The organism is Isoptericola sp. NPDC056578 (genome assembly GCF_042793275.1).
In the GTDB taxonomy this organism is placed as follows: domain Bacteria; phylum Actinomycetota; class Actinomycetes; order Actinomycetales; family Cellulomonadaceae; genus Isoptericola.
In genome coordinates this window covers 34,225-46,789 of record NZ_JBHTVC010000021.1, presented here as the reverse complement: position 1 = coordinate 46,789, position 12,565 = coordinate 34,225, and the positions used below count along the sequence as shown (strand labels likewise).

At 74.7% G+C, this 12,565-nt stretch carries 10 protein-coding genes and 3 pseudogenes; 3 read left to right on the top strand and 10 right to left on the bottom strand.

Going from position 1 to position 12,565, the window contains the following annotated elements; translation table 11 throughout:
- Window positions 1-37 precede the first annotated feature (37 nt).
- From era to ACFQ80_RS10460, 10 genes and pseudogenes are all read right to left on the bottom strand, one after another.
- Window positions 38-1,027 (bottom strand): GTPase Era, encoded by a 990-nt coding sequence (era, locus tag ACFQ80_RS10505; RefSeq protein ID WP_430563611.1) that lies wholly within the window; start codon window positions 1,025-1,027, stop codon window positions 38-40.
- A complete protein-coding gene (locus tag ACFQ80_RS10500) occupies window positions 1,024-2,403 on the bottom strand; it encodes a hemolysin family protein (RefSeq protein ID WP_430550075.1) in 1,380 nt (459 codons plus the stop codon). The genes era and ACFQ80_RS10500 overlap by 4 nt, the downstream gene beginning before the upstream one ends.
- Window positions 2,404-2,431: 28 nt before the next feature.
- Complete coding sequence (gene ybeY, locus ACFQ80_RS10495) at window positions 2,432-2,884, bottom strand: rRNA maturation RNase YbeY (protein ID WP_429732311.1); 453 nt, start codon at window positions 2,882-2,884, stop codon at window positions 2,432-2,434.
- Window positions 2,881-3,243 (bottom strand): annotated as a pseudogene (locus ACFQ80_RS10490) (PhoH family protein); the annotation flags it as partial. The gene ybeY and the pseudogene ACFQ80_RS10490, both read right to left, overlap by 4 nt.
- Window positions 3,244-3,510: 267 nt before the next feature.
- Window positions 3,511-3,945 (bottom strand): annotated as a pseudogene (locus tag ACFQ80_RS10485) (LAGLIDADG family homing endonuclease); the annotation flags it as partial.
- A gap of 369 nt (window positions 3,946-4,314) precedes the next feature.
- Window positions 4,315-5,037 (bottom strand): annotated as a pseudogene (locus ACFQ80_RS10480) (PhoH family protein); the annotation flags it as partial.
- 109 nt (window positions 5,038-5,146) lie between these two features.
- The gene (locus ACFQ80_RS10475; RefSeq protein WP_430550076.1) at window positions 5,147-5,500 is read right to left on the bottom strand and encodes a histidine triad nucleotide-binding protein; all 354 of its coding nucleotides are present in this window, start codon (window positions 5,498-5,500) and stop codon (window positions 5,147-5,149) included.
- Window positions 5,501-5,545: 45 nt separating this feature from the next.
- Entirely contained in the window at window positions 5,546-6,334 is a 789-nt protein-coding gene (locus ACFQ80_RS10470; protein ID WP_430563610.1) for a 16S rRNA (uracil(1498)-N(3))-methyltransferase, read from the bottom strand.
- Window positions 6,335-6,376: 42 nt separating this feature from the next.
- On the bottom strand, window positions 6,377-7,501 hold the full coding sequence (dnaJ, locus tag ACFQ80_RS10465) for a molecular chaperone DnaJ (RefSeq protein WP_430563609.1): 1,125 nt from the start codon (window positions 7,499-7,501) through the stop codon (window positions 6,377-6,379).
- 74 nt (window positions 7,502-7,575) lie between these two features.
- Window positions 7,576-8,673: an HrcA family transcriptional regulator gene (locus ACFQ80_RS10460; protein WP_430550079.1), complete on the bottom strand. Its 1,098-nt coding sequence runs from the start codon at window positions 8,671-8,673 to the stop codon at window positions 7,576-7,578.
- A gap of 319 nt (window positions 8,674-8,992) precedes the next feature.
- Between ACFQ80_RS10460 and ACFQ80_RS10455 the strand changes: the two genes are divergently transcribed.
- From ACFQ80_RS10455 to ACFQ80_RS10445, 3 genes are all read left to right on the top strand, one after another.
- On the top strand, window positions 8,993-9,190 hold the full coding sequence (locus ACFQ80_RS10455; RefSeq protein ID WP_430550080.1) for a hypothetical protein: 198 nt from the start codon (window positions 8,993-8,995) through the stop codon (window positions 9,188-9,190).
- A 68-nt stretch (window positions 9,191-9,258) separates the two neighbouring features.
- Window positions 9,259-12,108, top strand: coding sequence for an AAA family ATPase (locus ACFQ80_RS10450; RefSeq protein ID WP_430563608.1), 2,850 nt, complete (start codon window positions 9,259-9,261; stop codon window positions 12,106-12,108).
- A 101-nt stretch (window positions 12,109-12,209) separates the two neighbouring features.
- Window positions 12,210-12,422 (top strand): hypothetical protein, encoded by a 213-nt coding sequence (locus tag ACFQ80_RS10445; RefSeq protein WP_430550082.1) that lies wholly within the window; start codon window positions 12,210-12,212, stop codon window positions 12,420-12,422.
- The last annotated feature ends 143 nt before the right edge of the window (window positions 12,423-12,565 follow it).

The following is a 12,565-nucleotide window of genomic DNA, read 5'->3' as shown; positions in this document are numbered from 1 at the left end:
GTCCCCCGGGAGCCGGCTGGCTCCCGCCCGCGCGACGTCAGAAGCCGAGGCGCTGCAGCTGCTTGGGGTCCCGCTGCCAGTCCTTGGCCACCTTGACGTGCAGGTCGAGGTACACGCGCGTGCCGAGCAGCTTCTCGATGCCCTTGCGGGCGTTGGTGCCGACCTCCCGCAGCCGCGACCCGCCCTTGCCGATGATGATCGCCTTCTGGCTGTCGCGCTCCACGAACAGGTTGACGCGGACGTCCAGCAGCGGCGGCTTCCCCCTGTCCGGGTCGCCGCTGCCCTCGCGCTCGAGGATCTCCTCGACCACGACGGCCAACGAGTGCGGCAGCTCGTCGCGGACGCCCTCGAGCGCGGCCTCGCGCACCAGCTCGGCGACCATGACCTGCTCGGGCTCGTCGGTGAGCTCGCCGCCCGGGTAGAGCGCCGGCCCGGCGGGCAGGTGGGCGACGAGCACGTCGGTCAGCTCGTCCACCTGGTAGCCGTCGCGGGCGGACACCGGCACGATCGCCGACCAGTCGCGGTCGACGGAGCGGGCGAGCTCGTCGACGGCCAGGAGGTGCTCCGCGAGGCGCCCGCGGTCCACGAGGTCGGACTTCGTCACGACGGCGACGACGGGCACCGCACGCCGGCCCTCCATCAGGGGGGCGAGCTGCGAGGCGATGTACCGGTCGCCGGGGCCGATCTTCTGGTCCGCGGGCAGGCAGAACGCGATGACGTCGACCTCGCCGAGCGTGTCCTGCACCAGCGCGTTCAGCCGCTCGCCGAGCAGGGTGCGCGGGCGATGCAGGCCCGGCGTGTCGACGAGCACCAGCTGGGCGTCGTCGCGGTGCACGATGCCGCGGATCGTGTGCCGAGTGGTCTGGGGCCGCGCGGACATGATCGCGACCTTCTCCCCCACCAGCGCGTTGGTGAGCGTCGACTTGCCGACGTTGGGCCGCCCGACGAGGCAGGCGAAGCCGGAGCGGTGGGCGTCGCCCTCGTCGTGCGGGGCGACGACGGAGGGATGGTGGCGCTCGGTGGTCATGCGTGTGCTTCCTTCTGGTCTGGCGGCGTGGCGTGCTGGCCACCCGCTGCTGGGTCGTCCTCGTCGTGCGAGGGAGAGGTCGTGCGGCGCACCCGGAGGGTGGCGAGCTGCTTGCGGCGGCCCTCGACGCGGTCGGCCACGAGGTGCAGCCCCCCGACGTCGGCCGTCGCCCCCGTGAGCGGCACCTTGCCGAGGGCCTTGGCGATCAGGCCGCCCGCGGTGTCCACGTCGTCGTCGTCGAGCCGCAGGTCGAACAGCTCGCCGAGCTCGTCGACGGGCATCCGCGCGGAGACGAGGAACGTGCCGTCGCCCAGGTCCTCGGGCTCGAGCTCCGGGGCGGTGTCGTGCTCGTCGGTCAGCTCGCCGACGAGCTCCTCGATGACGTCCTCGACGGTGACGAGCCCGGCGATGCCGCCGTACTCGTCGACGACGACCGCGATGTGGGAGCGGGAGGCCTGCATCTCGCGGAGCAGCTCGTCCGCGGGCTTCGACTCCGGCACGAAGACGGCGTCCCGGGCGACCTCGACCACGGGCCGGTCCGCGGCCGAGGGCTCGTTCTCCAGCACACGGGCGACGTCCTTGAGGTAGGCGACGCCCACGAGGTCGTCCACCTCCTCGCCGACGACGGGCACGCGCGAGTACCCCGAGCGGAGGAAGAGGCGCATCGCCTTGCGCAGCGGGGTCGTCGCCGTGACCGTCACCATGTCGGTCCGCGGCACCATGACCTCGCGGGTCAGCGTGCCGCCCAGCTGGACGACCGAGCGGATGAGCTCCCGCTCGGCGTCCTCGATCGCCTCGTTGTCGCGCACCCGCTCGGCGACCTCGCGCAGCGCGTCCTCGCCCGGGTCGTGCTCGCCGTCGCGCTCGGGGGCGCGCCCCGCGCCGCGTTCGGTGGTGCGGTCGGTGAGCCAGGCCGCGGCGCGGTGCACCGCGGACAGCGGCCCGGCGAGCGCGACGAGCACGGGCAGCGGCCGGCGCAGCCCGAGCGCGCGCGGACTGAGGCGCACGAAGACGACGCCGGCCACGAGGCCCACGACGCCGGCCACGAGCAGCACCTGCCACCACGTGTCGAACCAGTCCGCGATCATCAGCGTCGCCGCCGCGAGCGCGACGGTCTCGGCGAACACCCGCACCAGCGCGAACGCCGCGACGGCGGCGGGCGGGTCGACGACGAGACCCTGCACCGCGCGCAGCCGGGTGAGGCGGGTGCGACGGGCCGTGGCCGTGAGGTCCTCCGCGGTCTCCGCCTCGATCACCGCGTCCGAGACCGAGGTGCGGGTGATCCGCAGCACCGCGGCCTCGCCGGCCGACAGCATCCCCGCCAGGGCGAGCGCGACCACGGCCACGAGCGCCAGCAGCAGCTCCGGTCCGTCCATCAGGCCACCATCCGGTCCGACGTCGCGCTCACCGGCCGGCGAGGAAGGTGAGCAGGAGCCGGCGCTGCAGCGCGAACATCTCCTTCTCCTCCTCGGGCTCGGCGTGGTCGTAGCCGAGCAGGTGCAGGATGCCGTGCGTGGTGAGCAGCAGCAGCTCCTCGGCCGTGGAGTGCCCCGCGACCTTCGCCTGCTGCGCCGCCACCTCCGGGCAGAGCACGACGTCGCCCAGCGTGCCGGGCGGCGTCTCCTCGCCCTCGCGCCCGGGGCGCAGCTCGTCCATCGGGAAGGAGAGCACGTCGGTGGGGCCCGGCTCGTCCATCCACTGCACGTGCAGCTCGGTCATCACGGCCGTGTCGACGAACATGATCGACAGCTCGCTGCGCGGGTGCACGTGCAGGGTGTCCAGCACGAACCGGCCGAGCGCGGCGAACTCCGCCTCGTCCACCTCGACACCGGACTCGTTCGCGACCTCGATGCTCATGACCTGCGTGCCCCTCGCTCGTGCGGGCCGCGGCCCTGCCGTCCCTGTCCCTGCCTGCCCTGGTCCGGGCGTGCCGTCGCCACGTCCCAGCGCGCGTAGGCGTCGATGATGTCGCTGACCAGCTTGTGCCGCACCACGTCCGCCGAGGTCAGCCGGCAGAACTCCACGTCGTCGACCCCGGTGAGGATGTCCTCGACCACCCGCAGGCCCGACGTCGTGCCGCCCGGCAGGTCCACCTGCGTGGCGTCGCCCGTGATGACCATCGTGGAGCCGAAGCCCAGGCGCGTGAGGAACATCTTCATCTGCTCGGCGGACGTGTTCTGCGCCTCGTCGAGGATGAGGAAGGAGTCGTTAACCGTGTTGTGCGTGACCAGGAAGTCGTCCGTGACGTACAGCGAGTCCGCCGCCGCGACCTGGATGCACATCGTCTCCTTCTCCCCGGCGGGGAGGATCGAGTCGATGAACCGCATCGGCCGGCCGCCGCCGAGCTCGGCGTACTTCTGCGCCTTGCGCGTGAGGCGGAACGGCGCCACGCCCTCGGGCAGCCGGATCTCGACGACGAACGCGTCCGACCGGTACGGCACGGGCCGGCCGTTCGCGAGACCGGGCTTGCGCCCCTCGGCCTCCCGCAGGCGCGTCGTCGCGGTACCGCCCAACGACTGGACGAGCCGCACAACGTCCTTGTGCAGCCGAGGGGACGTTGTCACGTACTGCACCCGGCAGGTGCGCCCGGCCTGTGTCACGGGACCACCATCGGTGTCCAGGAGTCCCTGGAGGACGGCGAGCCGCACGGCCCTGCTGTTGTTCAGGTAGACCTCGGGCACGAACTTCGTGCGCGACTTCTTGCCGTCCAGACCGAGCTCACGCAGCGCGACCTTGACCGGGTTCGCGACGATCACCCCGCCGCGATGGCCGTCGACGTGCCGGAGCACGTAGTTGTACCCGCCCTTGTCGACCAGCACGATACTGGGCAGCGCAGCCTCGAGCGCCTCGGCGAGCTCGGGGTCCGCCGTCGTGAAGGAAGGGGTCGCGTACGAGGTGCTGCTCCCGTCGCCCAGCATGAGGCCGAGTGCATAGGGGTCCATCGGCACACCTTGGGGTTCTTGCTCCACCGGGGCGACCATCGGGAGCTCGAACCGCCGGGTATGGCCGTTCCACTCCTGGCCGAGCATCTCGCGGGTCTCGAGGGTCCGGGACCTACCGCGCCGCTTGTCGGAGGCGGTCCGCACGGTCCACAGGTGCTCACTGCAGCACACCGTCGACGACCCGTCGGACGCGGTCACTCGGTACACCTGCTTGACGCCTTGCGGGTAGATCCCGATCACCGGCGTGGGACGCCCGTCCGACCCGACCACCAGGTCGCCCACCCGGAGGCTGCCCATCTCGCGGAAGCCGGTCGGCGTGAGGATCTTCGCGTCGTAGGGCTGCGCACGGCCCCGCATGTAGGCCAGGGGCGCCACCTCGATGGTCCCGGCCTCGATGAGCCGCGGGATGGCGTCGGGGTCCATCATGTCGTGCAGCGCGTCGTACAGCGGCCGCAGGTACGGGTCGATCTTGTCCGACAGGGAACCAGGCAGGAAGCCGAGCTTCTCCCCCGCCTCCACGGCCGGGCGCGTGAGCACGATCCGGTTGACCCGCTTGGCCTGCAGGGCCTGCACGGCCTTGGCCATCGCGAGGTACGTCTTGCCCGTGCCGGCGGGGCCGATGCCGAACGTGATCGTGTTCGCGTCGATCGCCTCGACGTAGTGCTTCTGGCCCACCGTCTTCGGCCGGATCGTGCGCCCGCGGCTGGACAGGATGTTGAAGGTCAGGACCTCGGCCGGACGCTGCACGGACGCGGCGGTGAGCATCTGCACCGACCGCGCCACCACCTCGGGGGTCAGCGGCGTGCCGGACTCGACCACCTCGACCAGCTCGTCGAGGAGGCGGGAGACCAGGGCGACGTCCCCGGCCGGCCCGCTCACGACGATCTCGTTGCCGCGCGCGTGCACGTCGACGCCGGGGAAGCCGTCCTCCACGGCCCGCAGCACGGAGTCCCTGCTGCCCAGCAGCGCCACCATCGGCACGTGCGGCGGCACCACGATGCGGTGCTCGGTGGACCGTTCGGCGTGCGCGCCGGGCGTGCCGGGGGCGGTGTGGGGTGTCGATGTCATGGGCCGGCTGCCGCCGGGGCCCTCCTTCAGCGAGACGGTGCGAGAGACGATGCTAGGGACGTGCTGAGGAACCGAGTCTATCGAGCGGCGGCAGGCAGGACAGCCGAATTCAGGCCGGCGTCCAGCCCAGCTGGGCGCCTGCGAGCACGTGGCCGTGCACGTGGAACACGCTCTGCCCCGCGCGGGGCCCGGAGTTGAAGACGAACCGGTACTGGCCGTCGGCGAGGTCGCCGGCCACCCGGTCGGCCATCGCCACCACCTCGGCGAGCAGGGCCGGGTCCGCCTTGGCGAGCGTCGCGACGTCGCCGTGGTGCTCCCTCGGCACCACCAGCACGTGCACGGGCGCCTTCGGGTCGATGTCGCGGAACGCGATCACGCGGTCGGTGCTGGCGACCACGTCCGCCGGCAGGTCGCCGGCGACGATCTTGCAGAACAGGCAGTCGGTGCTGGGCGCGCTCGTCATGACCCGGACGTTACCGCGCGCCGCGACGGCGTGCCGTCGGTCCGCTCAGGCCCAGCGCCCGAGGCGCTCGCTGAGCAGCGCGACGGCGACCGGCCCGGCCGTGGAGGTCCGCAGCACGTGCGGCCCGAGCCGCGCGGTCACGGCGCCCGCCTCCTCGAGCGCGGCGACCTCCGCGTCGGAGATCCCGCCCTCCGGTCCGACGACGACGAGCAGCGCCGGCGTGGCCGAAGTGGCCGGCGCTGCCGACGACGGCGCGGGGAGCGTGACGTCCGCGAGCGCCGTCGTGGCGTCCTCGTGCAGCACGACGACGGCCCCGCCGTCGGCGACGACGTCGCGGACGCGGACGGCGAGCTGCCGCGAGGTGACGGGTTCCGCCACGGGCGGGAGGCAGGCGCGCCGCGCCTGCTTCACGGCCGAGCGCACGGTCGCCACCCACTTGGCGCGCGACTTCGCCGCCCGCTGCCCGCGCCACACGACGACGGACCGGTCGGCCTGCCACGGCACCACCGCGTCGACGCCCACCTCGACGGCGGCCTCGACGGCCAGCTCGTCGCGGTCCCCCTTCGCGAGCGCCTGCACCAGGGTCAGCACGACGCCGGGGGCCGGCTCGACCACCACCTCGTCGACGCGCAGCCGCACCTCGCCGTCCTCGACGGCGTCAACCACGCACCGCAGCCGCGTGCCCGCGCCGTCGACCACGTCAAGCCGCTCGCCCGGGCCCCGGCGCTGCACGACGCCCGCGTGCCGCCCCTCGGCGCCGTCGAGCACGTAGACGTCACCCGGGCCGAGCGCACCGAGCGCCCCGCCGTCGGCGAGGAACACCGGCGCGCTCACGTCGTGCGCCCCGCCCGCGAGGCCCCGGGTGCCGCGCCCACGTCAGCGACCGCTCAGCTTGTCCCGCAGCCGCGAGAACACGCCCGGGTGCGCGGCGGAGAGGCGGGGCTCGGGCCGCTCCTCGCCACGCAGCGTGGCCAGCGAGCGCAGCAGCTCGGTCTGCTCGTCGTCCAGGCTTGTCGGCACCTGGACCTCGACGTGCACGTTGAGGTCGCCGCGGCCGCCGGCGTGCAGGTGCCCGACGCCCAGGCCCTTGAGCGTCACGACCTGGCCCGGCTGGGTGCCCGGCCGCAGGTCGATCTCCTGCTCGCCGTCCAGCGTCTCCAGGTCGAGCACGGTGCCGAGGGCGGCCGCCGTCATCGGCACCTGGAGGGTGCAGTGCAGGTCGTCGCCGCGCCGCACGAACGTGTCGTGCGGCTTCTCGCGGATCTCGACGTACAGGTCGCCGGCGGGGCCGCCGCCGGGGCCGACCTCGCCCTGCGAGGTGAGCTTGATGCGCGTGCCGGTGTCCACGCCGGCGGGCACGTTGACCGTCAGCGTGCGGCGCGAGCGGACGCGCCCCTCGCCCGAGCAGTCGGCGCACGGCTCGGGGATGACCGTGCCAAAGCCCTGGCAGGCTGCGCACGGCGCGGTCGTCATGACCTGTCCGAGGAAGGAGCGGGCCACGCGCTGCACGTTGCCGCGGCCGTGGCAGACGTCGCAGGTCTTGAGGTCGGTGCCCGGCCGGCAGCCGTTGCCGCCGCAGGTGCCGCACACGACGGCGGTGTCGACCTGGAGCTCGCGCTTGGCGCCGAACGCCGCCTCCGCCAGGTCGATGTCCATCCGCACGAGGGCGTCCTGGCCGCGACGGGCGCGCGGCACGGGCCCGGCGGGCTGGCCGCCGCCGCCGAAGAAGGTCTCGAAGATGTCCTGGAAGCCGAAGCCGTTGCCGAAGCCGGCGCCCGCGCCGCCGGACGGCGAGCTCGGGTCCACGCCCATGTCGTACTGCTGGCGCTTGTCCGGGTTGGACAGCACCTCGTAGGCGCGGGCGACGTCCTTGAAGCGTTCCTCGCCGGCCTCGCCGGCGACGTCGGGGTGCAGCTCGCGCGCGAGCTTGCGGTACGACTTCTTGATCTGCTCGGCCGAGGCGTCACGGGGGACGCCCAGGATCTCGTAGTAGTCGGTCACAGGTCTCTCTTCGGTGACGTGTCGGTGACGTGCACGGTCAGGTCGGCTGGTTGGGGGATGCCGCCGCGGCCCGGTCAGCCGGGCAGCACCCGGGACAGGTAGCGGGCGACGGCCCGCACGGAGGCGATCGTGCCCGGATAGTCCATCCGGGTGGGGCCGATGGACCCCAGGATCGCCACGGTGTCGCCGTCGCCGCCGTAGCCGGAGGCGACGACGGAGGTCTCGGCGAGGCCGTCGAGGCGGTTCTCGTGCCCGATGCGGACGCCCACCCCGCCGCCCCGGCCGACGGGCTCGGCCGCCAGCTCGGTGAGGAGCCCGAGCAGCACGACCTGCTCCTCGAGCGCCTCGAGCACGGGGCTCAGGCCCTGCTCGAACCGCATGTCGGCCCGGGCCAGGTTGGCGGTGCCCGCCAGCACGATGCGGTCCTCGCGCTGCGCGCCGAGCGTGTCGACCACGAGGTCGGCGATGCCGCGGGCCAAGGGGGCGAGGGTGGCGTCCACCCCGGCCACGACGCGCGCGAAGGCCTCGGGCAGGTCGGCGAGCCCCTTGCCCGCCGCGGCGGAGTTGAGCCGCGCGCGCAGCTCGCTCAGCGTGCCCTCGTCGAGGGCACCGGGGTCGGGCTCCGGGCCGGCAGGGGCGTCCACGGCGACGACCGCGGGCTCCGCCCCCGGCCCGACGCCGACGTCGAGGAACCGCTGCTCCACGCGGCCGGCGTCGCTGATCACCACGACCAGCAACCGCGCGCCGCCGACGGGGACGAGCTCGAGGTGCCGGAGCCCCGCGAGCCGCAGCGACGGGTACTGGACCACCGCGACCTGGCCGGTGAGCTGGGCGATGAGCCGCCCGGCACGGCCGAGCACGTCGTCCATGTCGATCGCCTCGGACAGGAACGTCTCGATCGCCCGTCGCTGCGGGCTGGTGAGCGGCCGCACCTCCGCGAGCCGGTCGACGAAGAGGCGGTACCCCTTGTCGGTCGGGATCCGGCCGGCGGACGTGTGCGGCTGGGCGATGTACCCGGCCTCCTCCAGCGCCGCCATGTCGTTGCGGATCGTGGCGGGCGAGACCCCGAGACCGTGTCGCTCCGTGAGCACGCGCGACCCCACGGGCTCGCGCGTGTGGACGTAGTCCTCCACGATCGCGCGGAGCACGGCCAGGCGACGTTCCTCGCTCACGGTCCTCCTCGGGTCCGACGGGGTGATGCGGGCCCTCCTGCCCTGAGCGCCCACCCTTAGCACTCTCATGTCCCGAGTGCCATCCTACGCGGGCTCGCCGGAGGTCCGCGGGACCCGCGCCCGACACGCCGGGCCCCGGCCGGAACCCGCGCCGACCCGCACCCGCGCGCCGGGCTGAGGTACCCCGCGACCGTCTGAGGTACCCCGGCCCGCGAAGATCCGGCACCTGACCGATCCGCGCCGGTACCTCAGGAACGGAGGGTGGAACCACCGGCGGCCGTCCGGACCGGACGACGCCGAGCGGAGAAGGAGACCGGTGATGAACGAGTACCTGTACTACGACGAGTTCCGCGCCCGCCAGGTCGACCTGGAGCAGGCGGTGCGCCAGGAGGCGGCGGCACGGAGCGCCGCACGGCAGGCCCGTCACGCCCGCCGTCGGGCGACCGCCCGCCGCCGCCGCGCGACCCGCCGCTCCTGGGAGCTGCCCGCGGGCCTGGTCCGGCCCTGGCCGCAGTGACCGCCACCTCGGGCGCGGCGGCGCCCGCGGACGCGGCGGGGCCCCGTCCGGCCTGGCACGATGACGACGTGCCCACCCCAGCCGCCCCCTCGCCGCTCGTCGGCCGCGCCGCCGAGCTGACCTCCCTGCGCGAGGCGTTCACGAACGCCCGCGACGGCTCCGGCGGCGTGGTCGTCGTCGGCGGCGAGGCGGGCATCGGCAAGACGCGCCTCGTGACGGAGTTCCTCGCAGAGGTCGGCACGGAGATCGGGGCCGGCGACGCCGCGCCGCTCGTCCTGCACGGGCAGTGCGCCGACTCCGGCTCGGGCCCCCTCCCCTACGCCGCGCTCACCGGGGTCCTGTCCGACGTCGTCGACACGATCGGGCCGGAGGCGACGCTCGCCGCGGCCGGGCCGGCCGCGGACGCGCTCGGGCTCCTCGCGCCGCGCCTGGTCGACGTGCGGCGCGACGTCGACACCGGGCGCCTGCCCGAGGTGCTCGCCGACCTCATGACCGCGCGCGCCGGCGAGCGCCCGGTCGTCCTCGTCCTCGAGGACCTGCACTGGTCCGACGACGTCACCCGCACCGTGCTCGCCCGCCTGGCGCGTACCGCGCCCGCCACCACCCTGCTCGTCGTCGCCACCTACCGCAGCGACGACGTCGGGCGGCGCCACCCCTTGCGCACCACCCTGGCCGAGCTGGAGCGGGCGCGGCTCGCGACCCGCGTCGACGTGCCTCGCCTCGACGCCGCCGAGGCGACGCGGCTGTTCTGGTCCCTCGTCTCGAGGCGCCCCGACGCCCCCGACCTGCCCGGCACGGTGCTCGGCGAGCTCGTCGAGCGCAGCGAGGGTGTGCCGTTCTACGCCGAGGAGCTGGCGGACTTCGCCGGTGACGCACTGCCCGACTCGCTGCGCGAGCTGCTGCTCCTGCGCTACTCGTCCCTCAGCGACGCCGCCCAGCGCTTCTGCCGCACCGTCGCCGCGGCGGGCCAGCGGGCCCCGTACGAGCTGCTCGTCGCCATGCTCGGCGCGGGAGGCCTCGACGACGCGGAGGCCGCCGCCCGGGAGTCGGTCGACGCGCACGTGCTCGTGGCGGACACCGACGGCTACCGCTTCCGGCACGCGCTCATCCAGGAGTCGGTCGACGCCGAGCTCCTGCCCGGCGAGTCGCGCCGGCTGCACGCGGCGTGCGCGAGCGCGCTCGAGGACGGCGAGCGCACGCTCGCGCGGATCGCGGCCGCGGCCGACCACTGGTGGCGCGCCCGCCTGCCGGACCGGGCGCTCGCCTCGGCGGTCGAGGTCGTCGCGGTGCCCGAGACCTACGGGCAGGCGTCCTCCGCCGTGGTCGCCGCCGCGGGCGAGCGCGCGCTCGAGCTCTGGGAGCTGGTGCCCGACGCCGAGAAGGTCGCCGGGCTGCACCGAGCCGCCCTGCTGCGCCACGTGTCCGTCGCCCTGCAGGACTCCGCGCAGATCGACCGGGGGGCGGCGCTGGCCCGAGAGGCGGTGGCGGAGTGGCCCGCGGACGACCCCGCAGGGCGGGCGCAGGCGCTGTCGACCCTCGCCCACATCCTCGGCAAGGCCGGCGACCCGGGCTCGGACCAGATGCTCGACGAGGCGCTCGCCCTCCTGCCACCGGACGACCCCGCCGGCCGGGCCCCGCTGCTCCGGCTCAAGGCGCGGAACGCGATGATGGACCACCGCCACGGCGAGGCGATCGCGGCCGCCGGCGAGGCGCTCGCCGCCGCGACGTCGGTCGGCGACCGCCAGAACGCCTCGCTCGCCCTCAACCTCCGGGCGATGAGCCGCCTGGACCGCGGGGACCTCGACGCCCTGGACGAGCTCGAGCGGTCCCACGAGATGGCGGGCGACGACTGGCGCGCCCAGTGCCACTACTACACCAACGCGTCCGACACCCGCCTCAAGCTCGGCCAGTTCGCCGAGGCGGAGCACCTCGCCGAGTCGGGCGCGCAGTTCGCGCGCGCGCTCGGTGCCGGCTGGGCCACCCGAGCGATGCTCGAGGGGAACGTGGCGGAGGCGTGGATCGGGTCCGGCCGGTGGTCCGACGCCGAGGCGTGGTACGCGCGCTCCGTCCCGCTCGTCGACCCCAGCGACTACGCCGTGTACCTGGGCGAACGATGGACGTGGCTCACGATGTGGCGCGGTGACGTCGACGCCGCCCAGGCGCGGGCGCGGGTGCACCGCACGACCTGGCAGCGCTTCGGCCGGGTGGAGGAACAGATCCGGGCGCGGGTGTCGGGAACCCTGGCAGAGCTCGCCCTCCTGCGCGACGACCTGGACGACGCGCTCGACCTCGTCCGGATCGCCGTCGAGCCCGAGGCGCTGGGCCCGTTCTACCGGCTCACGACGCTCGCCGTCGCCGCGCGCGTGCTCGACCGCGCCCGGCGGGCGGGGCGGCAGGTCGACGTCGCGCCGTACCGTGCGGCGCTGGCGACGTGCACCGTGTGGCCGACCTACCCGACCTGGGCGGCGGTGTTCGCCGCCGAGCTCGGAGACGGGTCGTGGGAGGCGGTCGTCGCGGCCGACGGGCCCGCGCACCTGCGGCCCTACGCCCTGTACCGCGACGGGGCGTCGCTCCTGGAGGCCGGCGACCGCGCCACCGCGCGCGAGCGGCTGGACGCCGCCGTCGAGGCGGCGGACGCGATCGGCTGCGGCCTCGTGCGCGACCAGGCGCGCGCGCTGCTCACCGGCGCGGGCCTCGCCCGGGCCACCACCCGCGCACGGCAGCCCGACCGCGCGCTCACCGACCGCGAACGTCAGGTGCTCGAGCTCGTCGCCGAGGGTCTGACGAACGGGCAGATCGCGGAGCGGCTGTTCATCAGCCGCAAGACGGCGTCGGTGCACGTCTCCGCCATCCTGCGCAAGCTCGGCGTGTCCAGCCGCACGGAGGCGGCGGTCCTGGCGCGCGACGATCCGGCCTGACGTCGCCCGACGCACCTGTACACATGCCCTGAGCAGTCGTGTACGGACGGCCCCCTGGCGTCCTCCCTAGGCGTGACACCACACCCCGGCTGGAGGACATCATGGATCCGCACGTGTACGACATGCTCTTCGAGCGCCGTCAGGAGGAGCTCGAGCGCGAGGTCGCGCTGCGCCGCCTGGCGCACGAGCTCCACGCCTCGCGCCGCGCGCTCCGGGGCGCTGTCGCGGGCCTGGAGCCGTCGGGGCGGGCCGAACCGCCGCAGGCCCGGCGCCGCCCCGCGGTGGCCCCGCTGCACCGGCCGCGGCACGCGTGAGCGGAGCGCGCACGACATCACACCAGGCAGCTCACCAGGCATCACCGTCCGCGCGCCCGCCGGGTGCCACCCGACCGCGCGCGGCGCGGGTCGGGGGGAGCTCCCTGGCGGGGGGGACCGGAGGCTCAACCCCCGGGCCCGCC